The sequence below is a fragment of the Xenorhabdus taiwanensis genome (assembly GCF_036512875.1).
Taxonomy (GTDB): Bacteria; Pseudomonadota; Gammaproteobacteria; order Enterobacterales; family Enterobacteriaceae; genus Xenorhabdus; species Xenorhabdus taiwanensis.
Map to the genome: position 1 here is coordinate 2,921,521 of NZ_AP028978.1, position 22,673 is coordinate 2,944,193.

Sequence of the window (22,673 nt, forward strand, 5' to 3'; positions counted from 1 at the left end):
TGTTAGTTGCCTGTTTTGGCCAGTTTGATTGCTCTTCGGATGCCAGTTTTGGGCAGCCTAACGGTGGAATAAAGCGCCTTCACCGGGTTCGAATAAACCATGCCCGTAGTTGGGTAGTATTCCACCCGCCGTTTCCCGCCAAGAAGGGAGATATGGGTTACTCCTCCCACGAAATCGCTGTTGTTTTCATGTTCAACAGCGGTTAAACCAGCGTCCAGAATCATTTCAATAACATCATTGATGTTTTGCATCATTCCTCCGGGGCTAATAAGGCAGTTCCATATCGGCAGCGGGAACAGGCTGACCTTCAATGCATAAGAGTGATTGGATGTGGTCTTCAATCCGGTTCACTTCTACCTGCGCATTGGCCAGAACCTTTTCTTTTTCAGCCTCGAGCCCTTTTATCTGTGCCTGGACGAGATCAGACTTGTTGACTGACGGGAGTGTGATTTCCACGTCATGCTGAGAAACTAATGCCCCCCAAAAGGCAGTGTTAACCGGTTTATTGGTGAACGTGGTGAACTCAACCTGTCTGTCAACACCTTCTTTAGCATAAACATAGAGGGTAATTTTGAGTGTCTTGGGTTGTGCTTTCATAGCAACTCCTATATATTGTCATGGATCGATGAGTTATCATTGGTCTTGCCTCTTCGACGGATTGGTCTCCGTCGTAAGAAATCCCGATAGCTTTGGTCGGCGACTCGGGGTGAAAGAACCCACTTCGGTGGGTTTTTTTACGTCTGTTATAAAGAGCCTGTCTTTCCAGGCTGTCAGGTTTATTATTGCCTCTTGCCTACCATCAATTTGATGGTGGTCTCCGTACTAAAAAGTGCTGGTTACGCTATCCAGCGTCGCTTTACCCTGGTCAAGGTTGACGACCGGTTTAGTTGCCTCTTACGCTTCACTCTATGGTGATTGGTCTCTTCAACTGGTTCCCTGGTGTTGGGATAAAATCAGTCGTCATTGAGTGGTAATCATGGCAGGTCGCAATGAGCGCTGCGGTTCTCCTCCTCCATGACAACTGAAACGGTAAATTCGGTCTTGAACACTTAACCTAAACGGCTGCTGTGCCGTATTGTCTGAGCAAATCATCTACCTCTTCATATGCCGGTAGCGGCTACTTCGTGGGCGTCCTGCCTGTTTGCTGTTGATGTAACCATAATCACATAATGTGTTTTTGTTGTCAACACAAAATGTGATTATTGGTATTGTGATTATCTATGCACATGATTGAGCTATTTATTTTAAATTTGGAAAGCGGATAAAAATCGAATGGGGTTTAATTGAAATAATAAAGAAAACCACCCTAGCGGGTGGTGCGTTGTGGTTAATAATGACCTACTTTTAGAAAGTAATCCTCGTGAAAGTCATAGTAACATCAGTTAACGCTGAAATTTTCAGTAAAAATAGATTTTAATTTTACACCTATTAGGATTATTTAAAATATATATAATTTAATAGGTTTATAATCAAGCAAACTATCTGTTCTATGCTTTCTTTTGATTTCTTTTATGTAATAATTCTTCTAGTAGCTGATTATAATGTTGTTTTTTCTCCTCAAGATTTTTTAAGAGCTGATCAGCTTCACTATCCGGTAACTCATCAAATAACTCTAAAAGTATCCTTTGTCGCGGAGTGAGTTTGGTTTCTTCCGTTGTACAAGACATGGGCACGTTTGCACAATCAGTCGAACCGAACATTAGCTCAGCAGGGGTTACACTTAAGGCATTTGCCAGGATCACTGCATCGTCAGCGCTGACGTTGCGTGAGCCTGATTCATAATTACCTATCCTAGATTGAGATGACCAGCCACAGTGTTCTGCCAGAGCTGCTTGGCTCAATCCCAATTGTTCTCTAAGGCGCTTTATACGCGCACCGATTTGATTGCTCATTTTCATGATCATTATTTAACACATGCCGTGTTATTTCGCTTTCACGATTTGTGTTTACAATTAACACAATTTGTGTTTAACTGATTTTAAATTAATAAGTGGAGACAAGCATGAACAAAATTGCGGACGCTAGACGACAAGTCGGAGCTACTCAATTTGCATTAGCTAAAAAACTCAAGTGGTCACAATCCAGAATTGGTAACTATGAGTCTGGTATTAGAAAACCTGACTTAGACTCATGCCGGAAAATTGTGCTAGCACTGAATGAACTAGGTGGTGAATTTTCTCTTGATGATATTTTCCCTCCTGAAGAACGTTCGATAAGACGTAGCTTATCAACACAATCTGTAGAAATCTGATTTTCAATAATCAACATTGCGACAGGAGACGCAAATCGTGGAGCAAGATATCAATACGCTTAAAGCTGAAATTGAGGCTTGGGCCATGGAGAGAGGTCAGGAGCATGTAGCCATTGAAGTCAGTCGTATGTATTTCCTGCTGTATCGCGGTGGTTCTCAATCTAGGTTACACCGGATTGAAGACGCATTAGGAAATGCGGACTGGAAAGCAATCAACAATAACCGCCAACAGATCTTCCGGTGGTTACGCAGTGATTCGACTGCGGCACAACGCAAGATCACGGAACTGTTGCCAGCGATAGAAGCAGCATTACCCGCAGAACGACGGGCAAGGATAACGAGTGAAGACCGGTTAAATTATCTCGCTTCGGTTGCAATTAGAGAATTTGCCGCTGCCATTAGTGAAACCTTGTTAGGAGGGCGTGACATGTCACACCGAATAGCCATAGCCATATCCGCGTTAAATGCCATTGAACCGCGTCTGACCAACGTGCATTAACGAGAGGCAAGACCAATGATGAAACCCATCGATAAGATCACTTATCGCAATGGCTTTCGCCGGAACGATAAGCCTGCCACTTTTGAGGAAGTGTCAGAAATTTATGAAAGCCGTAAGGAAGCGGCTCTGATTGACTGGGAGCAGCACAAAAAGCAGAAATCCCGGTCGCAGAACCAGAATGAGTAAGGGCGTGGTATGAATTTGTTATTGTTAAAAAGTCGCCCTTTGGTGGTTATTCCTGAGCTGGCTATGCGCTTGGGATTGAACGAGGCCATTATCTTGCAGCAGATCCAATACTGGCTGACCGAAACATCATCCGGTGTTGAGGTGAATGGTTGCCGCTGGATCTATAACACAGTCGATAAATGGCAGGAACAGTTCCCGTTTCTGTCAGGTTCGACCATTAAACGGGCATTGGGGAATTTGAAGAAAATGGGTGTGTTGCGGATTGAGCAGATCAATAAATCCAGCCATGACCGGACGAATTATTACGCAATCAATTATGACCATGCTCTGTTAGTCGATAAGGTCAAAATGACACCTTCGAACGATGTAAAAGAGGACAATCGAACGGGTCAAAATGATCCTATCGATAAGGGCAGTTTGAAACACTCCAACGGGTCAGAATGCGCCGTTCTGAATGGGTCAAATTGGTCTGATCTTACAGAGAATACAACAGAGATTACTACAGAGAGTACAACAGAGACTAACTCTTCTTGTCAGGTTCCCGTGGAACCCGACCACGAACCCGCCCGGCAGGTATTAATTTATTTCAATCAGGTGACGGATTCTAACTACCGTGATGGCAAAACCACGATGGGGTATATCCGTGCGCGGCTAAGTGACGGTTATGCGGTGGACGATTTAATGTTGATCACTGACTATCTGACTACCAAATGGCGGGATGATGGCAAGATGCGGGATTACTTACGTCCGAAGACACTGTTTGGCCCTGAGAATTGCACGGAGTATTTCGATAAAGCGTGCAAGTGGGACAAAGCGGGACGTCCTGCCTGTGTCAATGGTCGCTGGCTGAAAGCCGGAGAAACGGCCATCACCATTGATACCGTGGAGCGTGATGCCACATTCCGGCTCTTGTTTTCAACCGGCTGGAATCCAGCGAACCGGATTCAGGAACTGGCAGCTCAATTGGCACGTAAAGCCGGGATAGGGAGAATGAGTGAAGTTCCTGCACTAGCGGCTTGGCGCGGGATCTGGAAACAGGCAGCAGAACAGGCAGCGAAAGAGCAACATGTTGACCAATAGTCAAAACGCTTTCTGACCAAAAGCGGAAAAACCCAAACGAGGCAAGACTCTATGAACAACGAAAACGATATCAACAAACTGATCCTGGATAACCGTTATCATGTCGATGATGGCTGTGATCACACTGACCGTATTCTTGATGGTTTAAATCAAGCAGCACGGGCACGTAGTCGCCAGCCTTACCAACCTAAGACAAAACTTATTCCGGCAGCAAAACCTGCAACTATCGCTGAACCCTATATCAACATTGGGAAGCGATTTAACTATGGACGGAATATTGTCCGGGGGATGTATGAACTCACCCAGCTCGGCAGAACGGCAGAGTACATCGCCATGTTGCTCCGTATGCCGTTGGGCGATGTCCAGCGGGTGTTATTACGTAATACGCCAGTTCAAAAGGCAGTCTACAAACAGGTGAAGGCAGCGCCTAAACCGATTGAAAAAGAAGTTATCAAACGACTTTCAGCGGAATCGAAGGAATAGCTATGCGCCAGCAATCGAACTATTTACCTGCTGGACTGCCACACAATCGCGGATTGTGGACACAAGAACAGCGTGAACTGGAAAATCTGGATCTCAAGGCCAGCCGCCTAATCAAACAGCTCAAATGGCGGAAGATCGACAGGGTAGTTATTTTCAGAGAAATCGAACAGGCCGCTGAGAAATATCAGGAATTTTTTAAAACCCGCCTGAATTACTGGCGTGATGTGATGTAAGACTCAACAAAGGAACCCGTATGTTAAATGTCATCGATAAAAAAACCTTGCCCGTAATCGCAGGCGTTGAAATTACCACCGATGCCGAAGGGCGCTTTAATCTGAATGCGCTACATAAGGCGAGTGGCAGGGAAAAGAAACATGGTCCAAGTTATTGGCTGGCACTTGAGGGAACTAACCAATTAATTTCAGAATTGCAAAACCAAACTACCGGGATCACGGTAGTTAAAAAAGTAGGGCGCACGGGAGGTACTTTCGCTCACGAACTTTTAGCTATTGAATATGCTGGCTGGATTTCTCCAAAGTTCCGTTTACAAGTTAACCAAATTTTTATCGACTACCGTTCTGGCAAGTTGACAACACCACAACCAGCACTACCCAACGCCAAGCAATTGGCCATGATGGTATTGCAAGCTGAGGAAGAAAAAGAGCGGTTATCATTAGCAGTGAATCAGTTAGAACACCAGATCTTCGAAGATGCGCCGAAGGTTGAATTTCATGACCAAGTCTCTGCGTCACATGGTGCGCTCAGTATCGCTCAGGCGGCTAAGGTTTTAGGTACAGGTAGAACCCGGCTGTTCGCGTTCCTGCGACAAATCGGCTGGATAACCCGGCGCAATGAGCCATATCAGGAAAAAATACAGGCTGGCTTGATGGATGTGAAATTAGGTAGCTGGGAACACCCGGAACGTGGGATTCAGGAATGTATCACCTCACTGGTAACGGGCAAAGGATTAATTCAATTACAAAAACTGTGGATACTGAGAAATCAGGTTAACTGAAAGAGGCAAGACCAATGAAACTAAATACAGAAAGCATGGCATACACGGCTGAAATCGAGCTGACCGGGTTTATTCTCTATGGCAACTGTGATTTTCGGGCTAGCGGGCATATTTACCATGATGTCCATCAGCGCTGGTTTGATGGTGCTGAAATCATTACGTCTCCCGTTCAGAATATTCACTCTTTTAATTTTGATGGATTTATCCGAACCCTCAATTCGGTTTACAAGCTCAGGACGCCTAACAATGGCTAAATCCTCTGCAGAACGTAAAGCCGCCCAACGTCAACGCCAGCAGGAAGCTGGCGTCACTAAGGTAGAATTGTTGCTCGACAACCAAGAGCTGGAGATGCTTAAACGCAATTGTACATTGCGTAGACCGGGCAGAGAGCCTTATGACGTCAATGAATATCTCACAATGCTCATTCGAATGGATGACCGTTCATTAAAAAGGATGCTCACCAAACTACAGCAACAATGCTGTGAAAAATGCGGTGAATCGTTACCAGTAACGAAATGCTGCTTTTCAGGTGAGGCAGCGTGTTGGAATACTTTAGGCTGGCATACGCTGAAATTGGTGTTATAAATTAAGTTGACGAAAAATAAAATGTCCGAACTTTTTGGGTTGACAGATTTTAAAAAATGCGAAAATATACGCGGACGCATTTCACTATGAAGGTTTTAATATGGACAATAGAAACTTGATGCCTTGCTGGGAAGTACAACCAGAATTAGACGAAAAGTCGGTTATGTGTTTGCTTAAATCTATTGCAGGGGTCTTAACGGATGTACCTAAACATGAACATCACTTAGATAGTAATTGGTCTACTGGTGTTCGTGCTTACGATTGGGTTAGAAATCACTTGAGCTTTGCTGAAGAAGAAGGAACTATACCCGGGCTAAAAATGGTATCTAAGAAATTGGATTTCGTTTTGGCCATTAATGAGGTTCCTATACAGTTTTCTAAAGACTGTATCAGTGCACCTAAAAAGACACATCGCTTAGTAAGGAATCATGCTGAATTTCAGCAGATGACATTATTTGGTGATAGCGAGCCAGAAATTGACGTAATTTGGCGTATTATTGCAGAACCTTATTATATTGAAGAGACTGATGATTTCCCTCAATGGGATATCGCACTTATCGGTATAAATAAATATGGTTCTATCATAAGTGAAATTAGATATCACGAAACGGTATCTGTGCCATTAACTGATGATTCAAATTTACGCCCTGAAGCTGCTACCATCGAAGAGACTCCACTAAGACGTCGTAATGCAACCGATGAAACTGTGAAAAAAGATGGAACTGTTTGATTTTAAATCAGGCTATAGAGGGGATAAATTGAGACTTGCTAGGATGGCAAGGGGGTTGTCGTGTGAAGATTTAGCGACAGCCTTAGGAAAAAGTAAGCAATATATTAGTAAATTAGAAAAAGGATTTAAACCGTCAGAATCTTTAATTGATGAGTTAGCGGGTTATCTTGATATTCTCCCTGGCTTTCTTTTTACAGAGCGTAGTTATCCTATAGAAGATGGGCTATGTCACTTTAGGAGCAAAAAATCCAGAACAAAAACACTCACTAATTGCATATTAGCGAGAGCTGAAATTTTAAGCTCACTTATTTCAGTATTAGAAACAGAAATAGAATATCCAGAACTGAATATTCCTGATGTATCAGACAGACCGCTTAACACGTTAGATGATATAGAAAGAATTGCTGAAAATTGTCGTCGTTATTGGGGCTTAGGCTTAGGCCCTATATCATCTATGGTGAAGTTTGTTGAGAACTTGGGCGTTATTATTGCGCATGTTTCTGATGTTGATGATAGAGTTGATGCTTTTACGGTAAATAGCAAACGTCCAATTATTATCCGTAATGACGCCAAGCCAAGCATTTGCCGTTTTCGTTCAGATATTGGACATGAGCTGGGTCATATAATATTACATGATGGTATTGTGACGGGTGATAATCTCACTGAAAGCCAAGCAGATCAATTTTCAAGTGCTTTTCTGGTTCCAAGAATTTCATTTATGAAAGAGTTTCCAAAAATGAGAGGGAGATATCTCGATTGGAATGCGCTTATAGAGTTCAAATTACGTTGGAAAATTAGCCTTAAAATGATTATTTATCGCGCGTCTACTTTGGGTTTGTTGACAAAAGAACAAGCTAGAAGCGGTTATATTCATCTTAATACAAAAGGTCACACAAAGACTGAACCCGGAGATGATGCAATTCCAGTAGAAGAGCCTTCTTTACTAAAAAGAAGCATTGAGTTGTTAGACGATCTCTCTTGGTACAATATATTGATGAAAACAGGAGTCACAAAGGAACTAGTGAGGGAGCTGTTTTCTGTTAACAAACCGATTAGTAATAAAACATCTTTTATTCAATTGGTTAATTGATATAAAATATTCACATCGGCCTGAACACCCGAACCTAAACTTACGCTGCTGTGCCATGACCTTAAGGGAACAAGAATGGCGCAGCATAGTTTTATCAAAATTTCCGACGATACCCTGCGGCCTGCTACCCCAGCGGCCAGGGAATACCTGCATTCAAAAGTGAAATGTGGTGATGTGCTGCAGGCAGATTTTAAGAAAGCCCGTAACCCGCGTTTCCACCGCAAATACTTTGCCCTGCTGAATCTCGGTTTTGAATACTGGGAGCCAGTCGGTGGCACGATCTCGCCTGACGAAAAAGAACTTGTGCGCGGTTACGTACAATTTCTGGCTCACTTTGCTGGCAGTGAAGATGCCTTACAATCCGCTGCCGATGAATACCTTGCCGGTGTATCGAAAAACCGCGCTCAGAATATCACCGCCACCAAATCCTTTGATGCTTTCAGGCGCTGGGTGACGGTGGAATCCGGTCACTATGATACCTATGAAATGCCAGATGGCAGCTTGTATCGAGAACCCCGCTCAGTCAGCTTCGCCAAAATGGACGAGCTGGAATTTCAGGCACTCTATCAATCCACACTGAACGTGCTGTGGAACTTCATCTTATATCGCAATTTCCCGACCAGAGGCGCTGCTGAAAATGCGGCGGCTCAGTTGTTTGATTTTGCGTAAGGGAGAGGCAAGACCAATGACTAACAGTGAAAAACAGTGGCTGTCAGACGTAGCTTCGCTCGGTTGCATTGCCTGCCGGAATCTGGGATTGGGTCCCTCTCCGGCGGAAATTCACCACGTAAGAGCCGGGCAGGGAATGGCACAACGCGCCGATCACTTCAGCGTTCTGCCGCTCTGTCCTCGCCACCATCGAGCTGGTTATCCCACGGGTTTTCATGCAGCACCAAAGAGTTGGCAGGTGGCTCATGGGACAGAAATTAAATTATTAGCGCAGGTTAAAAGGGAAGTGAAAGAGGTACGGTTATGTCGGGTGTAAAGGTTTTAGTTAATATCAAAGTAAGGGGCGCAAAATGATTTATCCGGTAACATGCGGAAAAGGTGACGAGTATCTGAGGTTGCGTACCCTTGAAAGTGTATGGATTCAAGGACGGTTGAAGATGTGGGGACGTTGGTCTGTATTTAGTCAGTCACCTCAAGCAGCAGGTATATTTTCCCGATTACTGGCTGATACTGTTATCACCAAAAGATCTCTTCAAGCAGCCCTTAAAAAGATAGAACAGGCAGGAATATCTAAACAAGATCTCTTATTATTTTTTGAAGAAATGAAAGAAAAGCAAGCAATCAGCAGCCTGATGTTCTGTACAGACACGGAAGGTTTAAAAATGAATTATGTTATTGGGCAAGTATTTAAAAATGACAAAGGGCTTTTGAATATTATTAAGGAACGGTATTGCTATAAGAAATCAAAATATAAGATAGCGGTTGAAATGAATAAAAGGCATCCTGAAATATCATTAAGAACTTGCCAAAACCGTGTTAATGCTTGGTTAGGGGTAGCTGAGTTTATGCTTTACCGGCCAATGTGTGATGAATTCGAAAGAAATTATCATTACTCGAATAAAGTTTGACTTTTTTGCCGAAGAAGTTAATATTTTCATATACGCTTTGCGAAGCTATACCCGCAAGCAGCGAAATGCAGAAAAGAACCCGCCTAAGATGCGGGTTTTTTGATATGTAATATCATGTTTTACTTTTAATAGTATTAGCATCTAATCCGATTTAAATGTGGTACTCAATCATGCGTTTTAGAAGTAATGCCTGTATATCTTGTCTTTGATGCAGAACGACGTGTACTACTACATCAGTTTCTGAATCGACTGTGTAAAGGATTCTATATCCGTTTTTTGTACTACATTCACGATATTCCATCACACCGACTTTACTTAACTGAAGAGAAATCGGGCAAGATAATGGAAAAATGCTGACTTTACTTTCGAATTCTGAAATCAGATCGTTAACTATAGGTAAGGGATCAATATCTTTAGACCGTAAAAAATTTGCAATATCTTTAAGGCTATATTTTGCGGTATCAGTGTATTTTATTGTTACAGTTGTATCTTCAGGCACTTTTCCTCCTAGTTATTGATAAGTATCAAATACTTTCCAACAACTGGTCACGCGAGTGTAGCTTTCCTGACTGTTTGTCTTTTTGAGATATCGCCAGCAATTTTAGTAACGCGATAGCATCGTCTCGCTGTTTGCGATCCTCAAATGATTCAATAACGTAAGCAGGTAGGCCATTCTGGGTAACCAGGATTGGCTCCGATAGTTCAAGCATAGCGGCATGCTTTTTTATATAACTTATTGTTTCTATTTTCATTTAATTACTCCTATTGTAAGAAAGAATCTTACAAAGTTATTGACGAAGAGTTACCGCTTTTACGTTTGCATTGGCTAATAACGATAGGCTTCATTCAAATTCATTGACGAAGAGTCGCCGTTTTTGCATTTGCTGACAGTAAGCTTCGTGCTGACATTAAGAAGATGTCAGATACGTTCGGCACTTAAGCCGCTTTGTGATTTCAAATATTGTCTAATTTTAATTCCAAATTCCGCTTTGGAGTCCGTTAGTAACGGACGAAGACTAAATTTAGACTATATTTAGTTCTTTTGCAAGGTGTTAGTAAAAAACACTACTTAGATTTTTCACGTCAGTATAAAGAATTATGACAGGAATATGATTCATGTAACTTATACCGATGTCTGGCATTTTTCCCCTGTGCAGTATTATCCCGGCAAACACCCCTGCGAAAAGCCAGCTGACCTGATGGCACATATTATTCAGTCCAGCAGCCGCGAAGGGGATCTGGTTGCAGATTTCTTTATGGGTTCTGGGGCAACATTGAAAGCGGCTTTGAAACTCAATCGCCGTGTGTTGGGTGTGGAACTGGAAGAAGAGCGGTTTAAGCAGACTGAACAAGAGATCAAAACTCTAAGCTGACAACTCAATAAGCAGGGCGATCAGTGTCGCCCCACTGATTTAATCAGGCTGAAGCTCATGACGAGCCGCTTCAGCAATAAAATGACTGCGATCCCGGTATCGGGTCGGATCTTGTTTTACTCTGGTATCGATGCGTTTTATCAGCGTATCAGGCAAAGCGACATTAATACGTTGTTGTTTGCCTTCAAATTCAGATAAATCGATATCAATCACAAACCAGCTATCAAAATCGGCATATTCAGGATTAGCGGCGTAAACCAGATGCCCGGCATCGTGGAGCTGATCCACAGTGAAATCACTGCTGTAAATCATTTCCTCAAGGGTGAGTAAAATAGCTTCCTTCACCATTTCAGGGATCTCTTTTTGAGTATCAGCAGCAGAAAAACAATCACAGTCATGAGTAGAAAATGCCGGGACAACCATCCCGTATGCTGTATTTTCATCTTTGGGTGTTTCAACACCGACTGAGAAAAACATAGTTACCTCCAGAAGAGGGCGGGGATTAGATCCCCGCCGATTTTTTAATGGATTTAACAGTACCTAGTGGTAAATCTTTTTTCGGATGCGGAACAGGAAAAGTTTTCCCTGTTATCGGAGACCACCACATTTGGTGGCTTGTTCCTTTATGCCGCTTCAATTCACACCCTGCTGCTGTTAGCTCCTTTATCAGGTCAGTTGATTTCATGTTTCCTCCTAACCTGAAAATAATTATACACACATATACACATAAATCAACATTTATTAATCAATAGGGGCGAACCTATTTCACCCCACGGACGCCCATTGTTCAGATGGGGTGGAATATGAAGATGAAAGAAAATCCTGATTTATGGGCCGAACTACTGAACGGCCTGAAAAACTCATGGCCGCAAATATCCGGCTCTGTTTTGGCGGCATTAATTTGCTACGGGCGCCTGATTTATGACGGTGTCGAGCGGAAAAATCGCTGGGTCGAGGCACTCCTGTGTGGTGCGCTGTCATGGAGCGTCTCCAGCGGATTAGAAATGTTCGGCATTCCTGCCAGTTTTGCACCGGCTATCGGGGGTGCCATTGGGTTTATTGGTGTTGAGAAGCTACGCGAGTTTGCTGTTCGTGCCATTAATAAACGTTTGGGAGGTAAAGAGTGACCAGAGGTATTAGGAACAACAATCCGGGCAATATCCGCCACGGTGACCAATGGCAGGGACTGTGCAGCAGGCAGACTGATAAGTCATTCTGTCAGTTTATCGCGCCAGAGTACGGTATTCGGGCGATGCTCAAAATCCTGCGCAATTATGTGAAACTCTACGGCGATAATACCATCCGCCAGTTTATTTCCCGCTGGGCACCACCGAATGAGAATAATACCGAGAGCTACATCACGTATGTGAGCCAAACAGTCGGTGTATCCAGTCATGCCGTGATTGATGTTAATGACAAATCCATCATGACAGCATTGACTAAGGCGATGATCCAGATGGAGAACGGCAAGCAGCCTTATTCTGAGGCAACGTTTGAAAAAGCGTTTGAGATGCTATGAAGTTCAACACTCAATACCTGGCTTACGGCTATCTGGCGGTTCTTTCTACTTTGGTCTGGTTTGGCTACGGCAAATATCAGGACAAAGCCAAAGAATACGCTAGGTTAAAGTTACAGTATGACGAGCAGGTCATCGCGATAAATGAGCAGCAAGAGCAAATCAAGCACCTCACAGAGTTAGACACCAAACACATTCAGGAACTCGCCAATGCCAAGACTAAACTTGATGAGCTTAGCGATACTCTGCGCGCTGACATTAAGCGCGTGTACGTCAAAGCCGAGTGTCCCGTGTCTGAAACCGCTGCCCCCTCCGGCGTGGATGGTTCAAGACCCGCCAGACTGGCGAAAGACGCTGAACAGGATTATGTACGTCTCCTCGGAGAACTCGAAACCCTTGAAGCCCAGCTCCTCGGATTGAGGGATTGGGCGAAGACTGAATGCAGAGGAAATAATGGAAAACCAACACCGTAAAATTACGGGTTACCGTGAATTAACCCAAGATGACATTGATTGCATGAACAAGATTAAGGCACTTGGAGAGGAACTAGGTAAGCTCTATGACTATCTTGTGGTTACCAACACACAAACGGGCAGTCATCAAATTGATATGCGTTGGCTGAATGAAGGCCGTACGGACTTGCAAAAAGGGATTATGTGCTGGGTTCGTGCAGTGGCCCGGCCAACGACATTCTAATCACCACCTCAGAGCAACTGATGCTGGGATTGCAGGAGTATGTCAGGATACAATGTCAAGGCTATCGATAGATGAGGGTATATGTGTTGTGGATCAAATAATTTAGTGTTGGTGGTTAATTGAATTGCCTGAATCTAGTCCCATGTGTAATGTAATATGGTAATAATTTCACCCTCAAGAGGTCTAGAATTATGACAAAGAAAACCATAAAAGAAGGCGTTGGTGTGATAATTGATGCGAGTGCAGCAGCAATAAAAAATCCACTAGGAACGGCTAAAATTATTTCTGGATATAGCACATTAAAGAATGGTCTTGATGCTGGCGTAACTCCCGCTCAAATGAGGGCTATTTTTTCAGATCTCCAAAAGTATTCTGATGAAAAAATATATGGATTTGTAGAAATTGGAGAGGATTTATCATCGGGAAATACCGTGATTCCTAGCTCTATTTTTAACGGACCAGTTGGAGATCTTGAGCCAGAAAAATAAATTTATTTTAGAATTTATTAAGAATAATTACATTTCAATGTATTACCGTGATTTCCAAATAATTGTATTAATTCTTAAAGCCATCACCGCTAGTTGATGGCTTTTCTTTTTTAAGGAACCCCAAAATGACAGAACTCACACTCTCTCAACAAATGCGGCTGGATGTCTTACGTCTCGTCATGAACGATACCGCAGCTGCACAAAAAGCCATTGAGTTTATTGGTGATAACACGCTGAAGTTTGAGTTATTCAAAGATCAATACACACTCGTGCAAACCGAATCCGGTGTTGTCGCCAGAGCAGATAAAGCCGTTCGTAATGCGCAAGAGGCATTGAGCTTATTCAATTAGTTCATCACACAGCCTATTCATCGAGTGGGCTGAATAATGAGTTAAGGAGGCTATTACGTGGCGACTGAAAGCAAAAATAAAGGTGGCAGGCCTACCGATTACCTGCCAGAAGTTGCGGAAGATATCTGTGCGCTATTAATGGAAGGGGAAAGCTTAAGGTCAATTTGTAAACGTCAGGGAATGCCATCGATTCGTGCCGTGATGTATTGGTTACAAAGGCATGAAGAGTTCATGCAACAGTACGCGCGTGCGAGAGAGATTCAAGCTGAGGTTTTGGCTGAGGATGTGATCACTATCGCTGATACGGCAATTGCAGAAGGGGCAGATGTAGCAAAAGCCAGATTGCAGGTTGACGCTCGAAAATGGTATGCCTCAAAGATGGCCCCCAAACGATATGGCGATAAGATTCAGCATGAGCAGAAAATCACGTTCACCGACATGACTGATTCAGAATTAGATAAACGTATTAAGGAGTTGCAACATGCACAATCTGGATCGGGAGCAAAAGATTGAGCTATTGCGATTGTTGGAAGAAAAGCAACGCCGTGAACGCATTTACCGATATCGCACCTACTACGAAACTCGTTACCCTTGGCAAAAAAAGTTTATAGCACTGAGCATCGAATACTCTCAGGTCGCATTGATTGCGGCTAACCGCGTTGGCAAGACCGATACAGCGACTTACGTTGATGCCATTCACGCCATGGGGGATTACCCTGATGATTGGTCAGGCTATCAGTTTGACCATGCTCCGTTGATTTGGTGCCTGGGTTACTCGGGTGAGAAATGCCGGGATCTGCTTCAAACGCCCATTCTTGGCAGAAAGACTGATTCGGGATGGTCTGGCGGATTGATTCCGGGGGAATTGATTATTGATACCGAGCCAATGCAGGGCACGCCCAATGGGATAAGAACAGCCTACATCAGACATAAATCTGGCGGTGTGGCAAAAATCCAGTTCTGGTCCTACTCACAAGGCCAGCATGCCCTCATGGGTGACAGTGTTGACTGGTTTCATATCGACGAAGAGCCAAAAGACCCGACGATTTACCCGCAGGTTTTAACCCGTACCGCGACAGGTGACAAAGGTCAGGGTGGCAGAGGTATTCTGACTTTTACACCCGAGAACGGCAGAACGGATTTAGTTATCGGATTTATGGATACTCCCTCAGTTGCCCAGACCTGCATGAATGTCGGTTGGGATGACGCGCCGCACTTGAGTCAGAAAGTTAAAGAGGACTTGCTGGCCTCATTTCCTCCTCATCAGCGTGATATGCGAACAAAGGGCATTCCGATGCTGGGTCATGGTCGAGTCTATGATTTAGGCGAGGATTACATTAAATGTGACCCATTTCCTATCCCTGAACACTGGTTTGTGATTGATGGTATGGATTTTGGCTGGGATCACCCACAAGCTCACGTGCAATTGGCATGGGACACTGAGAATGAAACGTTCTATGTCACCAGAGCTTACAAGGCCAGACAGGTATCACCCGCCGAGGCATTCAGTGCCGTTAAGCCATGGGCTGATGGCGTTCCTACCGCATGGCCTAACGATGGATTACAAACCGAGAAAGGCTCAGGATTACAGCAGAAATCATACTATGAAGAAGCGGGTTTCGATATGTTGCCTGAGCCCGCTCAGTGGGAAGATGGCAGTCGTTCAGTCGAGCCGGGATTATTTGAAATATACGACCTGATGAGGCGGGGGAAATGGAAAGTTTTCTCTGGCCTGCGTGACTTCTTCGAAGAATACAATTTTTATCATCGTGATGAAAAAGGCAGGATTGTGAAGGTTCGTGACGACATTCTGGATGCCGTCAGATATGCCTACATGATGCGGCGTTATGCTATCCGTTATGGCGAAGTCGGCAGGCCAAAGGCTCATGATTACGCTGATTACAAAATTCCTTGTGGTGTAGGTTGATATGGCAAACGAAGGTAAAACAACAAATGAATTGGCTGACTGGCATCAGAAGGTCTTGCGTAATTTCGATAAAGCCTATGCCGGCAGCCAGAGTATGCGCGAGCAGGTGGTTGAGGCTCAGCGCTTTGTGCGTGTGGCGGGTGCTCAGTGGGAAGGCAGCACCAACGCGGGCTATTCGTTTGAAGAAGGCCGTTTTGAGCATTATCCTCGCTTTGAGTTAAACAAGATTGCCCGTGAATGTGATCGCATTATTGGCGAATACCGACAGAACCGTATCAGCGTGAAATTCAGGCCGAAAGACAATCAGGCCTCTGAAGCATTAGCAGAAAAAATGAACGGCAAGTTCCGGGCTGATTATCAGGAAACGTCAGGCGGTGAGGCGTGTGATAACGCGTTCGATGATGCTGTCGTCGGTGGCTTTGGTTGCTTTCGGCTGTGCGCTGACTATGAGGACGAGATGGACCCCGGTAATGAGCAGCGCCGGATCAGTTTAGTGCCCATTTACGATCCGGCCACCTGTGTTTTCTTCGATCAGGACAGCAAGCAGTATGACCGGAGTGATGCCATGTGGGCGCTGGAAATGTTCTCGATGACGCCAGAGGCATTTAAGGCCGAATATCCTACATCAAATATGACCAGCCTTAACCGGGATGACACCGGAACGCAGTATGACTGGTCAACGCCAGAGGCTATCTATGTGGCCCGTTATTACGAGGTTCGCATAGAAAAAACCCAGATTAGCGCATGGCGTAACCCCATCACGGGCGCGACGGCGGTTTACGATTCAGAGCAAATCAAAGACATCATTGATGAGCTGGCAGAGGGTGACTTTGAAAAGCTGGGTGAACGACAGGTTAAGAAACGCCGGGTTTACTGCGGATTGTTGTCCGGTTCTGACTGGTTAGAAGAGCCGAAAAGAATTCCCGGTGAGCATATCCCTTTGGTGCCGGTCTATGGTCGACGTTCGTTTGTGGATAATCAGGAACGCATAGAAGGTCATGCCGCCAAAGCCATGGATGCCCAGCGCCTTGAGAACCTGATGGTTTCCATGATTGCCGATAACGCGACGCAGGCAGGCGGTGACGGTATTCCTGTCGTTGATGTGGATATGATACCGGGACCGCTTGCCAATCATTGGGCTGAACGTAATAAAAAGCGTCCTGCCTATCTGCCCATGGTGAGCTTAAAAAACAAATCAGGGGATATTACCGCACAGGCACAGGTCAGTAGTTATACGCCACCCACCCAAATGCCGCCCGCGCTTGCCGGGCTTTTGCAATACACCGGCACGGCTATTCAACAAATCACCGGCGCCAGTCAGCTTGAGAATATGCCAAGCAACATTGCCACCGATACCGTTGATAGCATCTTTAACCGGATGGATACGCAGAGCTATATCTATATGGATAATATGGCGAAGTCATTGCGTCGAGCAGGTGTGATTTGGCTCTCAATGGCGCGGGAGGTCTATGGTAGCGACACGCCAATGCGGGTGGTGAATGAAGATGGCACAGATGATGTTGCCCTGATGAGCGGTGAAGTGATTGATCGCCAAACCGGTGAGGCTGTTGCGCTTAATGACCTCTCTCAGGGAAAATATGAGGTTACCGTGGATGTGGGGCAGTCATTTGCTAATCGACGGGATTCTACGGTTAAAAGCCTGCTTGATATGCTGGCGCTTGTGCCTCCGGGAACACCAAAGCATGATCTGCTTTCTTCCATTGTGCTGGATAACATGGACGGTGAAGGCCTAGACGACCTGAAAGAGTATAACCGTCAGCAGCTTCTCCTGTCCGGTGTAGTGAAGCCAAGAAGCCCCGAAGAAGAGCAAAGAGTTGCTCAGGCTCTGCAGCAGCAATCACAGCCTGATCCGGCAATGGTCGCGGCAATGGCTCAGGATAAGCTGGCACAGGCAGAAATGCAGAAGGCCATGAATGAACAGGCTGAGATACAGGTTAAAGCATTCAAGGCTCAGGCAGATGCTCAGGTTGCAGCGGCAAACGTTGTTAAGATCCTCGCCTCAGCAGATAGTCAACAAAAATCTGATATCCGTGAAGCGCTCAAACTGCTTTCTCAGTTCCAGCAACAGCAAGGAGACAATGCCCGTGCTGATGCTGAATTGATACTGAAAGGGACAGCGCAAAATCACATCCAAAGCATGGACTTAACCCAGTCTATGCAACCCACTACGCAACAACTTAACCAATAACCAACCTAATCCCGCTCAGGTCGTCTTGATGAGGCCGGGCAGGCTATTGCCTTCCGATGGGCTTATATCGAGTAACTAAGAGGTCTTTATGTTTGATACGGCAGAAAACACACCAGCAGAAAATGATCTGAATAACACCGCGCCTGAGCAAATTCCGGGCGGCGACGTACTGAATGATATTGATAGTAACAACGCTGGCGATAACAACACTGTCGATACCAGCGCTGAAGCTAACGATATTGATTCAGAGCAGGCATTTTACTTTGGTGAAGAAGAACTGAGTTCGCCGTCCAGTGATGAAGAAAAGGATCAGGGGCTGGTTAAACACCTGCGCAGCACCATCAGGGAAAAAGATAAAGAGCTGAAAGCGTTTCGTCGCCAGCAGCAACCGCCCCAGCAGCCTGAGTTTCAACAGCAGGTTGTCCAGCAACCTCGTATGCCGCAATTGTCTGATGAAGGCATTGATTGGGATGAGGATGTTTATCAAACCAGGATGACCGAATGGGCCGATAAAAACAGCCAGTATCTCCATCAAAAGGCAGAGCAAGATCGGCAGCAACAGGCGTTACAGCAAGCTCATCAGCAGAAAATGGCGACTTATCAGGAGCGAGTGAAGTCGCTGAAAGTGCCCAGCTATCAACAGGCTGAGCAGGCAGTGATTGATGATGTGCCGGAAGTGATTCAAGCCATGATCCTGCATTTTGCTGAGAAGCCGGAAATGGTCGTCTTAGCACTGGGGCGCAATGCAGAACTGCGCCAACAAATGGCAAATACCACTGATCCCGTGGCAATTGGTCGCTTGATTGGTTCGATTGAATCAAAGGCCAGATATGCCAAAGCCCAAGAATAATGCAGCCACTACGCCGGAAGTTAAAGGCGGCAATGGTGCTGCCCTGAATAACCTAGAAAAATTGAAATCAGAAGCACTCGAAAGCGGCAATTGGGATAAATACTTCGCCGCCAAAAGAGCCAAGAAATAATTCATCGGAGCATATAAGTTATGGCTAACCAATTAGCAAAAGATCTGGAAATCATGTTTGAAAACTACGTAGACGGCTTTGAAGCTGCCTGTGTGGTTTCTCGCAATGCCAAAAAATTTCGTCCCGGTGATACCGCCATGCAGCGTGCAGGCGATGTCATTTACCGCCCTCAGCACTATCATATGAACGTGGAGGAGGGGTTAGATCTGTCTGGCAAAGAACCCACAGCACTGGTTCAGCGCCTCGTTCCCTCCGTGTTCAAAGAACCCAAGAACATCCTGTACACGCTGGATGCACGAGAAATGCGTGATCCAGAACACAAAACAGAAGCAGGCCGGGCAGCAGGTCAACGCCTTGCCGCGCAGATTGATTCTGACCTGATCCAGATGGCTACTCAGCGTGCAACCAATGTGATTGCGATGGCGAATAATACCTCTGGCGGACAGGGGCGTGATTTATGGAACTGTGCGGCAGGCATTGACGCCACCATGACAGCGATTGGTGTTCCGCAGGGTATTAATCGCCGTTCTTTCTGGAACCCGTTCAACTACAAAGATCTGGCCGGTGAATTGGGTATGCGTGCCTATGCGCAGGGCACAACGCTGACGGCTTATGAAAAAGCGCAAATCCCACCCGTTGCCAGCTTTGACAGTTACAAAACAGATATCTCAGGGCGTGTCCCCAAAGGTACGGCTGAGGCGTTAACTCTGGCAGCGGCTCCAGCACACAAGGTTGTGGCAAAAGATGCTAACGATATGCCGGTTGATAACCGTCAGGGTACGATCACATTATCTGGTGCCGGATTGCAGGTGGGTGACGCATTCACGATTGCTGATGTGTATTCCGTGCATCAAATCACGAAAGACACCACCGATCAGTTGCAAGTTTTCCGCGTTCTGGCTGTCAGTGGTACGACAGCAACCATCTCTCCGCAGATTTTGCCGCCTGATAATGCTGATGTAGCCAGCCGTCCTTATGCCAACGTTAACGCTAATGCGGCAAACGGCGCGGCAATCACTCTTCTTAATAAGAATGCAGCGCCTACAAACTTATTCTGGGCTGATGGTTCCGTCGAATTGATGTACGGGAAATTGGCATTCCCTACCGGACAAGGCCCACAGGTGATGACAGCCACCACTGAACAGGGCGCAACATTGATCATGTCTTACTTCTTTGACCATATCAAAGGCGTAACGACAACCCGCTTTACCACGCTGTATGGTTGTTCTGTACTGGTTCCTGAGTATGTCGGGTTAGTGATTGCAGGACAGTAATCTGAGGGGCTGATGCCCCTTTCTAATTTTGGAGAAATGACAATGATGACATTTAGTGCAGCATTAGACGCCCTGAAACAAGGTAAACCTATCGCCCGTAATGGTTGGAATGGAAAGGGGATGTTCCTGTACTTAATTAAAGGAACGGAATTACAAAGGGGACTTGAGTATGGTTATGGGGAATATGTTGGCGAACCATCCTTTGTTGATTCCATCTGCATGAAAACTGCTGATAACAAGTTAGTGGTGGGATGGCTTGCTAGTCAAACAGATCTCTTAGCTAATGATTGGGTTATCTTGGGGTGATACATGAAAACCATGCTGTATAAACAGGGCACAATGATCACCTGCGGCCCTTACTCACTGGATTATATTGTTGTCGCTAATGAAGAAATCGAAGGCGGTTTAAAGCAAGGCTGGGTAAAACACCCACATGAAACCGCAGAGAAACCCAAGCGTAGTGAGGCGGTAAAAGATGGCGAAAACCAAGGGTGATTTAGTCCTTAAGGCACTGCGAAAAGCTGGGTTGTATTCTGATGCTACGCTGACGGATGCTGATCCACAGTCTATCGAGGATTCAATCGGCGATCTAGAAGATATGATGGCGCAATGGCAGGTGAAAGGCATTGATTTGGACTATCGGTTTGCTGATTCTGCCAAGGGCGTTCAGCCCATGCCGGATGATGATTCAGGGATACCCGCCTGGGCTAATGATGGCGTTTCGTTAAAGTTGGCGGTGCAAATATGCATGGATAATGTGATCCAGCCTTCAGATGCATTGTTGACCGCAGCAGATTCGGCTTATCAGGCCATCTGCATTGCTCTGACTACGGTTCCCTCACTGGAAAGGCGCAATGATATGCCGACAGGGTCGGGCAATCGGAAAGCCTGCTCATGGGATCGCTTTTATATCGAAAAAAATAACCCTGTTACCTAGGTGAGTTATGCCAATACAACAACTCCCGCTGATGAAGGGGAATGGTAAAAACTTCCACGATGCTGATTATGTTGATCTGCTTCCAGTCAATATGTTGGCCACACCAAAGGAAATATTAGGTACATCCGGCTATCTCCGCTCCTTCCCCGGTATCACTCAGCACAATGATGTCGCAGGGGTATCGCGTGGTGCTGAGTTCAATACTAAGGAATCGGTGGTTTATCGCGTGCTGGGGAATAAGCTTTATAGAGGCTCTGATACTATCGGCAATGTTTCCGGCGCTGGTCGTGTCAGCATGGCGCACAGCTACACCAGTCAGGCTGTTTCTGCTAATGGTGTCATGTCGCTTTATCGTTATGACAGTATGGTTAAGCGACTGGAGAACTGGCCTGCTTCGTCTGGGTACTCACAATATGATATCGGCTCCGTGCGGGATATTTGTCGTTCCCGTGGTCGTTATATCTGGGTAAAAGACGGGACTGATACTTTCGGTGTGACTGATTTGGAAGATGAATCCCATCCAGACCGATACCGGGCGTTATATCGTGCTGAGTCTCAACCTGATGGCATTATTGGTATTGATACATGGCGTGATTTTGTGGTTTGTTTTGGTTCCTCAACCATTGAATATTTTTCTTTAACGGGCGCTTCGGATGCACAAGCGGCAATTTATGTCGCTCAACCCTCCCTGATGGTGCAGAAAGGAATAGCTGGCACGCACTGTAAAACCGTGTTCGGTGACTCTCACGCCATTATCAGTCATCAGGCGACGGGCGCCCCCTCTGTCTATGTTATTCGGCAAGGTCAGGCCGCACCCATTGCTACTGCCTCAATAGAGAAAATACTCCGCGAATATACGGCTGATGAGTTAGCAACTGGCGTAATGGAAACGGTGCGCTTTGATGCTCACGAACTGCTTATTATTCATCTTCCTCGCTATGTGCTGTGTTATGACGCCGCAGCCAGCCAGAACGCGCTACAATGGTGCATATTGAAAACTGGCCTGTTTGATGATGTCTATCGCGGCATTGATTTCATGTTCGAGGGTAATCAAATTACTGTCGGAGATAAGCGTGAGCCTATGACCGGACAGCTTAACTTCTCTGTATCTGACCAGTACGGGCAGCAGCAGGAACATTTGCTGTATACCCCTATGTTTAGGGCTGACAATGCGAGAGTGTTCGACTTTGAGTTAGAGGCGTCCACAGGTGTATCTCAGTACGCTGACAGGCTATTCCTCTCTGCAACGGCTGACGGCATCAATTATGGTCGAGAACAAATGATCGAACAGAACGCGCCATTTGTTTATGACAAGCGGGTGCTTTGGAGGCGTGTTGGTCGTATCCGTAAAAACATCGGATTTAAAGTGCGAGTAATCACCAGATCCCCTGTCACCCTCTCCGGCTGTCAAATCAGGTTGGAATAAT

37 protein-coding genes and 1 pseudogene are annotated in these 22,673 nt (G+C 45.5%); 31 read left to right on the forward strand and 7 right to left on the reverse strand.

The window, feature by feature from the left end:
• Positions 1-2: 2 nt before the first annotated feature.
• From ACE1SE_RS13325 to ACE1SE_RS13335, 3 genes are all read right to left on the reverse strand, one after another.
• Positions 3-251, reverse strand: coding sequence for a hypothetical protein (locus tag ACE1SE_RS13325; protein WP_374051309.1), 249 nt, complete (start codon positions 249-251; stop codon positions 3-5).
• A gap of 13 nt (positions 252-264) precedes the next feature.
• Positions 265-597, reverse strand: a complete 333-nt coding sequence (locus ACE1SE_RS13330; protein ID WP_374051310.1) for a hypothetical protein — start codon at positions 595-597, stop codon at positions 265-267.
• Positions 598-1,487: 890 nt separating this feature from the next.
• Entirely contained in the window at positions 1,488-1,892 is a 405-nt protein-coding gene (locus ACE1SE_RS13335) for a helix-turn-helix domain-containing protein (RefSeq protein WP_374051311.1), read from the reverse strand.
• A 110-nt stretch (positions 1,893-2,002) separates the two neighbouring features.
• On the opposite strand from ACE1SE_RS13335, the gene ACE1SE_RS13340 reads away from it, so the two are divergent.
• From ACE1SE_RS13340 to ACE1SE_RS13405, 14 genes are all read left to right on the forward strand, one after another.
• Positions 2,003-2,251, forward strand: coding sequence for a helix-turn-helix transcriptional regulator (locus tag ACE1SE_RS13340; RefSeq protein ID WP_374051312.1), 249 nt, complete (start codon positions 2,003-2,005; stop codon positions 2,249-2,251).
• 37 nt (positions 2,252-2,288) lie between these two features.
• Positions 2,289-2,750: a toxin YdaT family protein gene (locus ACE1SE_RS13345; protein WP_374051313.1), complete on the forward strand. Its 462-nt coding sequence runs from the start codon at positions 2,289-2,291 to the stop codon at positions 2,748-2,750.
• A gap of 15 nt (positions 2,751-2,765) precedes the next feature.
• Complete coding sequence (locus ACE1SE_RS13350; RefSeq protein WP_374051314.1) at positions 2,766-2,936, forward strand: hypothetical protein; 171 nt, start codon at positions 2,766-2,768, stop codon at positions 2,934-2,936.
• Between the two features lie 9 nt (positions 2,937-2,945).
• Positions 2,946-4,016, forward strand: a complete 1,071-nt coding sequence (locus ACE1SE_RS13355; RefSeq protein ID WP_374051315.1) for a conserved phage C-terminal domain-containing protein — start codon at positions 2,946-2,948, stop codon at positions 4,014-4,016.
• A 51-nt stretch (positions 4,017-4,067) separates the two neighbouring features.
• The gene (locus ACE1SE_RS13360) at positions 4,068-4,499 is read left to right on the forward strand and encodes a hypothetical protein (RefSeq protein ID WP_374051316.1); all 432 of its coding nucleotides are present in this window, start codon (positions 4,068-4,070) and stop codon (positions 4,497-4,499) included.
• Positions 4,500-4,501: 2 nt separating this feature from the next.
• On the forward strand, positions 4,502-4,732 hold the full coding sequence (locus tag ACE1SE_RS13365; RefSeq protein WP_374051317.1) for a hypothetical protein: 231 nt from the start codon (positions 4,502-4,504) through the stop codon (positions 4,730-4,732).
• Positions 4,733-4,752: 20 nt separating this feature from the next.
• Positions 4,753-5,514: a phage antirepressor KilAC domain-containing protein gene (locus tag ACE1SE_RS13370; protein WP_374051318.1), complete on the forward strand. Its 762-nt coding sequence runs from the start codon at positions 4,753-4,755 to the stop codon at positions 5,512-5,514.
• A gap of 14 nt (positions 5,515-5,528) precedes the next feature.
• Entirely contained in the window at positions 5,529-5,768 is a 240-nt protein-coding gene (locus ACE1SE_RS13375; protein ID WP_374051319.1) for a hypothetical protein, read from the forward strand.
• Positions 5,761-6,099: a hypothetical protein gene (locus ACE1SE_RS13380; RefSeq protein WP_374051320.1), complete on the forward strand. Its 339-nt coding sequence runs from the start codon at positions 5,761-5,763 to the stop codon at positions 6,097-6,099. The genes ACE1SE_RS13375 and ACE1SE_RS13380 overlap by 8 nt, the downstream gene beginning before the upstream one ends.
• A gap of 100 nt (positions 6,100-6,199) precedes the next feature.
• The gene (locus ACE1SE_RS13385) at positions 6,200-6,829 is read left to right on the forward strand and encodes a hypothetical protein (RefSeq protein WP_374051321.1); all 630 of its coding nucleotides are present in this window, start codon (positions 6,200-6,202) and stop codon (positions 6,827-6,829) included.
• Positions 6,816-7,919, forward strand: a complete 1,104-nt coding sequence (locus ACE1SE_RS13390) for a helix-turn-helix domain-containing protein (RefSeq protein WP_374051322.1) — start codon at positions 6,816-6,818, stop codon at positions 7,917-7,919. The genes ACE1SE_RS13385 and ACE1SE_RS13390 overlap by 14 nt, the downstream gene beginning before the upstream one ends.
• 75 nt (positions 7,920-7,994) lie before the next feature.
• Positions 7,995-8,588, forward strand: coding sequence for a DUF1367 family protein (locus ACE1SE_RS13395; protein WP_374051323.1), 594 nt, complete (start codon positions 7,995-7,997; stop codon positions 8,586-8,588).
• A gap of 16 nt (positions 8,589-8,604) precedes the next feature.
• A complete protein-coding gene (locus ACE1SE_RS13400) occupies positions 8,605-8,904 on the forward strand; it encodes a Ref family recombination enhancement nuclease (RefSeq protein ID WP_374051324.1) in 300 nt (99 codons plus the stop codon).
• 34 nt (positions 8,905-8,938) lie between these two features.
• Positions 8,939-9,496: a DUF1133 family protein gene (locus tag ACE1SE_RS13405; protein ID WP_273559888.1), complete on the forward strand. Its 558-nt coding sequence runs from the start codon at positions 8,939-8,941 to the stop codon at positions 9,494-9,496.
• Positions 9,497-9,647: 151 nt separating this feature from the next.
• Here ACE1SE_RS13405 and ACE1SE_RS13410 read toward each other — a convergent pair whose 3' ends face one another.
• Positions 9,648-9,995: a type II toxin-antitoxin system RelE/ParE family toxin gene (locus ACE1SE_RS13410; RefSeq protein WP_273559887.1), complete on the reverse strand. Its 348-nt coding sequence runs from the start codon at positions 9,993-9,995 to the stop codon at positions 9,648-9,650.
• Between the two features lie 25 nt (positions 9,996-10,020).
• Entirely contained in the window at positions 10,021-10,248 is a 228-nt protein-coding gene (locus tag ACE1SE_RS13415; RefSeq protein ID WP_273559886.1) for a type II toxin-antitoxin system Phd/YefM family antitoxin, read from the reverse strand.
• Between the two features lie 366 nt (positions 10,249-10,614).
• Here ACE1SE_RS13415 and ACE1SE_RS13420 point away from each other — a divergent pair.
• Positions 10,615-10,869: pseudogene (locus ACE1SE_RS13420) on the forward strand (DNA methyltransferase); the annotation flags it as partial.
• A gap of 39 nt (positions 10,870-10,908) precedes the next feature.
• Here ACE1SE_RS13420 and ACE1SE_RS13425 read toward each other — a convergent pair.
• Together ACE1SE_RS13425 and ACE1SE_RS13430 are read right to left on the reverse strand one after the other, a co-directional pair.
• Entirely contained in the window at positions 10,909-11,346 is a 438-nt protein-coding gene (locus ACE1SE_RS13425) for a type II toxin-antitoxin system HicB family antitoxin (protein ID WP_374051325.1), read from the reverse strand.
• Positions 11,347-11,371: 25 nt separating this feature from the next.
• Positions 11,372-11,554, reverse strand: coding sequence for a type II toxin-antitoxin system HicA family toxin (locus ACE1SE_RS13430; protein WP_099143228.1), 183 nt, complete (start codon positions 11,552-11,554; stop codon positions 11,372-11,374).
• Between the two features lie 118 nt (positions 11,555-11,672).
• On the opposite strand from ACE1SE_RS13430, the gene ACE1SE_RS13435 reads away from it, so the two are divergent.
• The 16 genes from ACE1SE_RS13435 (at position 11,673) to ACE1SE_RS13510 (ending at position 22,672) form a co-directional block, all read left to right on the forward strand.
• On the forward strand, positions 11,673-11,996 hold the full coding sequence (locus ACE1SE_RS13435) for a phage holin, lambda family (protein WP_374051326.1): 324 nt from the start codon (positions 11,673-11,675) through the stop codon (positions 11,994-11,996).
• The gene (locus ACE1SE_RS13440) at positions 11,993-12,388 is read left to right on the forward strand and encodes a structural protein (RefSeq protein ID WP_374051327.1); all 396 of its coding nucleotides are present in this window, start codon (positions 11,993-11,995) and stop codon (positions 12,386-12,388) included. The genes ACE1SE_RS13435 and ACE1SE_RS13440 overlap by 4 nt, the downstream gene beginning before the upstream one ends.
• The gene (locus tag ACE1SE_RS13445) at positions 12,385-12,858 is read left to right on the forward strand and encodes a lysis protein (protein ID WP_374051328.1); all 474 of its coding nucleotides are present in this window, start codon (positions 12,385-12,387) and stop codon (positions 12,856-12,858) included. The genes ACE1SE_RS13440 and ACE1SE_RS13445 overlap by 4 nt, the downstream gene beginning before the upstream one ends.
• The gene (locus tag ACE1SE_RS13450) at positions 12,839-13,081 is read left to right on the forward strand and encodes an Acb2/Tad1 domain-containing protein (RefSeq protein ID WP_374051329.1); all 243 of its coding nucleotides are present in this window, start codon (positions 12,839-12,841) and stop codon (positions 13,079-13,081) included. Before ACE1SE_RS13445 ends, ACE1SE_RS13450 begins: the two co-directional genes overlap by 20 nt.
• A 191-nt stretch (positions 13,082-13,272) precedes the next feature.
• A complete protein-coding gene (locus tag ACE1SE_RS13455) occupies positions 13,273-13,569 on the forward strand; it encodes a hypothetical protein (protein ID WP_374051330.1) in 297 nt (98 codons plus the stop codon).
• Positions 13,570-13,694: 125 nt separating this feature from the next.
• Positions 13,695-13,919 carry a DUF2560 family protein gene (locus tag ACE1SE_RS13460; protein WP_074018668.1) on the forward strand — a complete coding sequence of 75 codons (225 nt, stop codon included), beginning with the start codon at positions 13,695-13,697 and terminating at the stop codon, positions 13,917-13,919.
• 57 nt (positions 13,920-13,976) lie between these two features.
• Complete coding sequence (locus ACE1SE_RS13465) at positions 13,977-14,432, forward strand: terminase small subunit-like protein (protein WP_374051331.1); 456 nt, start codon at positions 13,977-13,979, stop codon at positions 14,430-14,432.
• Positions 14,401-15,846 (forward strand): phage terminase large subunit family protein, encoded by a 1,446-nt coding sequence (locus tag ACE1SE_RS13470; protein WP_374051332.1) that lies wholly within the window; start codon positions 14,401-14,403, stop codon positions 15,844-15,846. Before ACE1SE_RS13465 ends, ACE1SE_RS13470 begins: the two co-directional genes overlap by 32 nt.
• Before the next feature lies 1 nt (position 15,847).
• The gene (locus tag ACE1SE_RS13475; RefSeq protein ID WP_374051333.1) at positions 15,848-18,055 is read left to right on the forward strand and encodes a portal protein; all 2,208 of its coding nucleotides are present in this window, start codon (positions 15,848-15,850) and stop codon (positions 18,053-18,055) included.
• Between the two features lie 88 nt (positions 18,056-18,143).
• Positions 18,144-18,905 carry a scaffolding protein gene (locus ACE1SE_RS13480; protein WP_374051334.1) on the forward strand — a complete coding sequence of 254 codons (762 nt, stop codon included), beginning with the start codon at positions 18,144-18,146 and terminating at the stop codon, positions 18,903-18,905.
• Positions 18,886-19,035 (forward strand): hypothetical protein, encoded by a 150-nt coding sequence (locus ACE1SE_RS13485; RefSeq protein WP_374051335.1) that lies wholly within the window; start codon positions 18,886-18,888, stop codon positions 19,033-19,035. The genes ACE1SE_RS13480 and ACE1SE_RS13485 overlap by 20 nt, the downstream gene beginning before the upstream one ends.
• A gap of 20 nt (positions 19,036-19,055) precedes the next feature.
• A complete protein-coding gene (locus ACE1SE_RS13490) occupies positions 19,056-20,309 on the forward strand; it encodes a P22 phage major capsid protein family protein (RefSeq protein ID WP_374051336.1) in 1,254 nt (417 codons plus the stop codon).
• Between the two features lie 42 nt (positions 20,310-20,351).
• Complete coding sequence (locus tag ACE1SE_RS13495; RefSeq protein ID WP_374051337.1) at positions 20,352-20,615, forward strand: DUF2829 domain-containing protein; 264 nt, start codon at positions 20,352-20,354, stop codon at positions 20,613-20,615.
• A gap of 3 nt (positions 20,616-20,618) precedes the next feature.
• The gene (locus tag ACE1SE_RS13500) at positions 20,619-20,804 is read left to right on the forward strand and encodes a hypothetical protein (RefSeq protein ID WP_374053716.1); all 186 of its coding nucleotides are present in this window, start codon (positions 20,619-20,621) and stop codon (positions 20,802-20,804) included.
• Complete coding sequence (locus ACE1SE_RS13505; protein WP_374051338.1) at positions 20,785-21,246, forward strand: packaged DNA stabilization gp4 family protein; 462 nt, start codon at positions 20,785-20,787, stop codon at positions 21,244-21,246. Before ACE1SE_RS13500 ends, ACE1SE_RS13505 begins: the two co-directional genes overlap by 20 nt.
• Before the next feature lie 7 nt (positions 21,247-21,253).
• The gene (locus tag ACE1SE_RS13510) at positions 21,254-22,672 is read left to right on the forward strand and encodes a packaged DNA stabilization protein (protein ID WP_374051339.1); all 1,419 of its coding nucleotides are present in this window, start codon (positions 21,254-21,256) and stop codon (positions 22,670-22,672) included.
• Position 22,673 lies beyond the last annotated feature (1 nt).

Excerpts from the sequence above, each read along its gene's own strand:
- ACE1SE_RS13490 (WP_374051336.1), top strand. The coding sequence starts at position 19,056 with ATGGCTAACCAATTAGCAAAAGATCTGGAAATCATGTTTGAAAACTAC.
- ACE1SE_RS13415 (WP_273559886.1), bottom strand. The coding sequence starts at position 10,248 with ATGAAAATAGAAACAATAAGTTATATAAAAAAGCATGCCGCTATGCTT.
- ACE1SE_RS13405 (WP_273559888.1), top strand. The coding sequence starts at position 8,939 with ATGATTTATCCGGTAACATGCGGAAAAGGTGACGAGTATCTGAGGTTG.
- ACE1SE_RS13495 (WP_374051337.1), top strand. The coding sequence starts at position 20,352 with ATGATGACATTTAGTGCAGCATTAGACGCCCTGAAACAAGGTAAACCT.
- ACE1SE_RS13505 (WP_374051338.1), top strand. The coding sequence starts at position 20,785 with ATGGCGAAAACCAAGGGTGATTTAGTCCTTAAGGCACTGCGAAAAGCT.
- ACE1SE_RS13500 (WP_374053716.1), top strand. The coding sequence starts at position 20,619 with ATGAAAACCATGCTGTATAAACAGGGCACAATGATCACCTGCGGCCCT.
- ACE1SE_RS13350 (WP_374051314.1), top strand. The coding sequence starts at position 2,766 with ATGATGAAACCCATCGATAAGATCACTTATCGCAATGGCTTTCGCCGG.
- ACE1SE_RS13355 (WP_374051315.1), top strand. The coding sequence starts at position 2,946 with ATGAATTTGTTATTGTTAAAAAGTCGCCCTTTGGTGGTTATTCCTGAG.
- ACE1SE_RS13450 (WP_374051329.1), top strand. The coding sequence starts at position 12,839 with ATGGAAAACCAACACCGTAAAATTACGGGTTACCGTGAATTAACCCAA.
- ACE1SE_RS13385 (WP_374051321.1), top strand. The coding sequence starts at position 6,200 with ATGGACAATAGAAACTTGATGCCTTGCTGGGAAGTACAACCAGAATTA.
- ACE1SE_RS13370 (WP_374051318.1), top strand. The coding sequence starts at position 4,753 with ATGTTAAATGTCATCGATAAAAAAACCTTGCCCGTAATCGCAGGCGTT.
- ACE1SE_RS13485 (WP_374051335.1), top strand. The coding sequence starts at position 18,886 with ATGCCAAAGCCCAAGAATAATGCAGCCACTACGCCGGAAGTTAAAGGC.
- ACE1SE_RS13445 (WP_374051328.1), top strand. The coding sequence starts at position 12,385 with ATGAAGTTCAACACTCAATACCTGGCTTACGGCTATCTGGCGGTTCTT.
- ACE1SE_RS13480 (WP_374051334.1), top strand. The coding sequence starts at position 18,144 with ATGTTTGATACGGCAGAAAACACACCAGCAGAAAATGATCTGAATAAC.
- ACE1SE_RS13330 (WP_374051310.1), bottom strand. The coding sequence starts at position 597 with ATGAAAGCACAACCCAAGACACTCAAAATTACCCTCTATGTTTATGCT.
- ACE1SE_RS13365 (WP_374051317.1), top strand. The coding sequence starts at position 4,502 with ATGCGCCAGCAATCGAACTATTTACCTGCTGGACTGCCACACAATCGC.
- ACE1SE_RS13390 (WP_374051322.1), top strand. The coding sequence starts at position 6,816 with ATGGAACTGTTTGATTTTAAATCAGGCTATAGAGGGGATAAATTGAGA.
- ACE1SE_RS13375 (WP_374051319.1), top strand. The coding sequence starts at position 5,529 with ATGAAACTAAATACAGAAAGCATGGCATACACGGCTGAAATCGAGCTG.
- ACE1SE_RS13335 (WP_374051311.1), bottom strand. The coding sequence starts at position 1,892 with ATGAGCAATCAAATCGGTGCGCGTATAAAGCGCCTTAGAGAACAATTG.
- ACE1SE_RS13435 (WP_374051326.1), top strand. The coding sequence starts at position 11,673 with ATGAAGATGAAAGAAAATCCTGATTTATGGGCCGAACTACTGAACGGC.
- ACE1SE_RS13470 (WP_374051332.1), top strand. The coding sequence starts at position 14,401 with ATGCACAATCTGGATCGGGAGCAAAAGATTGAGCTATTGCGATTGTTG.
- ACE1SE_RS13425 (WP_374051325.1), bottom strand. The coding sequence starts at position 11,346 with ATGTTTTTCTCAGTCGGTGTTGAAACACCCAAAGATGAAAATACAGCA.
- ACE1SE_RS13510 (WP_374051339.1), top strand. The coding sequence starts at position 21,254 with ATGCCAATACAACAACTCCCGCTGATGAAGGGGAATGGTAAAAACTTC.
- ACE1SE_RS13340 (WP_374051312.1), top strand. The coding sequence starts at position 2,003 with ATGAACAAAATTGCGGACGCTAGACGACAAGTCGGAGCTACTCAATTT.
- ACE1SE_RS13455 (WP_374051330.1), top strand. The coding sequence starts at position 13,273 with ATGACAAAGAAAACCATAAAAGAAGGCGTTGGTGTGATAATTGATGCG.
- ACE1SE_RS13395 (WP_374051323.1), top strand. The coding sequence starts at position 7,995 with ATGGCGCAGCATAGTTTTATCAAAATTTCCGACGATACCCTGCGGCCT.
- ACE1SE_RS13380 (WP_374051320.1), top strand. The coding sequence starts at position 5,761 with ATGGCTAAATCCTCTGCAGAACGTAAAGCCGCCCAACGTCAACGCCAG.
- ACE1SE_RS13475 (WP_374051333.1), top strand. The coding sequence starts at position 15,848 with ATGGCAAACGAAGGTAAAACAACAAATGAATTGGCTGACTGGCATCAG.
- ACE1SE_RS13400 (WP_374051324.1), top strand. The coding sequence starts at position 8,605 with ATGACTAACAGTGAAAAACAGTGGCTGTCAGACGTAGCTTCGCTCGGT.
- ACE1SE_RS13460 (WP_074018668.1), top strand. The coding sequence starts at position 13,695 with ATGACAGAACTCACACTCTCTCAACAAATGCGGCTGGATGTCTTACGT.
- ACE1SE_RS13325 (WP_374051309.1), bottom strand. The coding sequence starts at position 251 with ATGCAAAACATCAATGATGTTATTGAAATGATTCTGGACGCTGGTTTA.
- ACE1SE_RS13360 (WP_374051316.1), top strand. The coding sequence starts at position 4,068 with ATGAACAACGAAAACGATATCAACAAACTGATCCTGGATAACCGTTAT.
- ACE1SE_RS13430 (WP_099143228.1), bottom strand. The coding sequence starts at position 11,554 with ATGAAATCAACTGACCTGATAAAGGAGCTAACAGCAGCAGGGTGTGAA.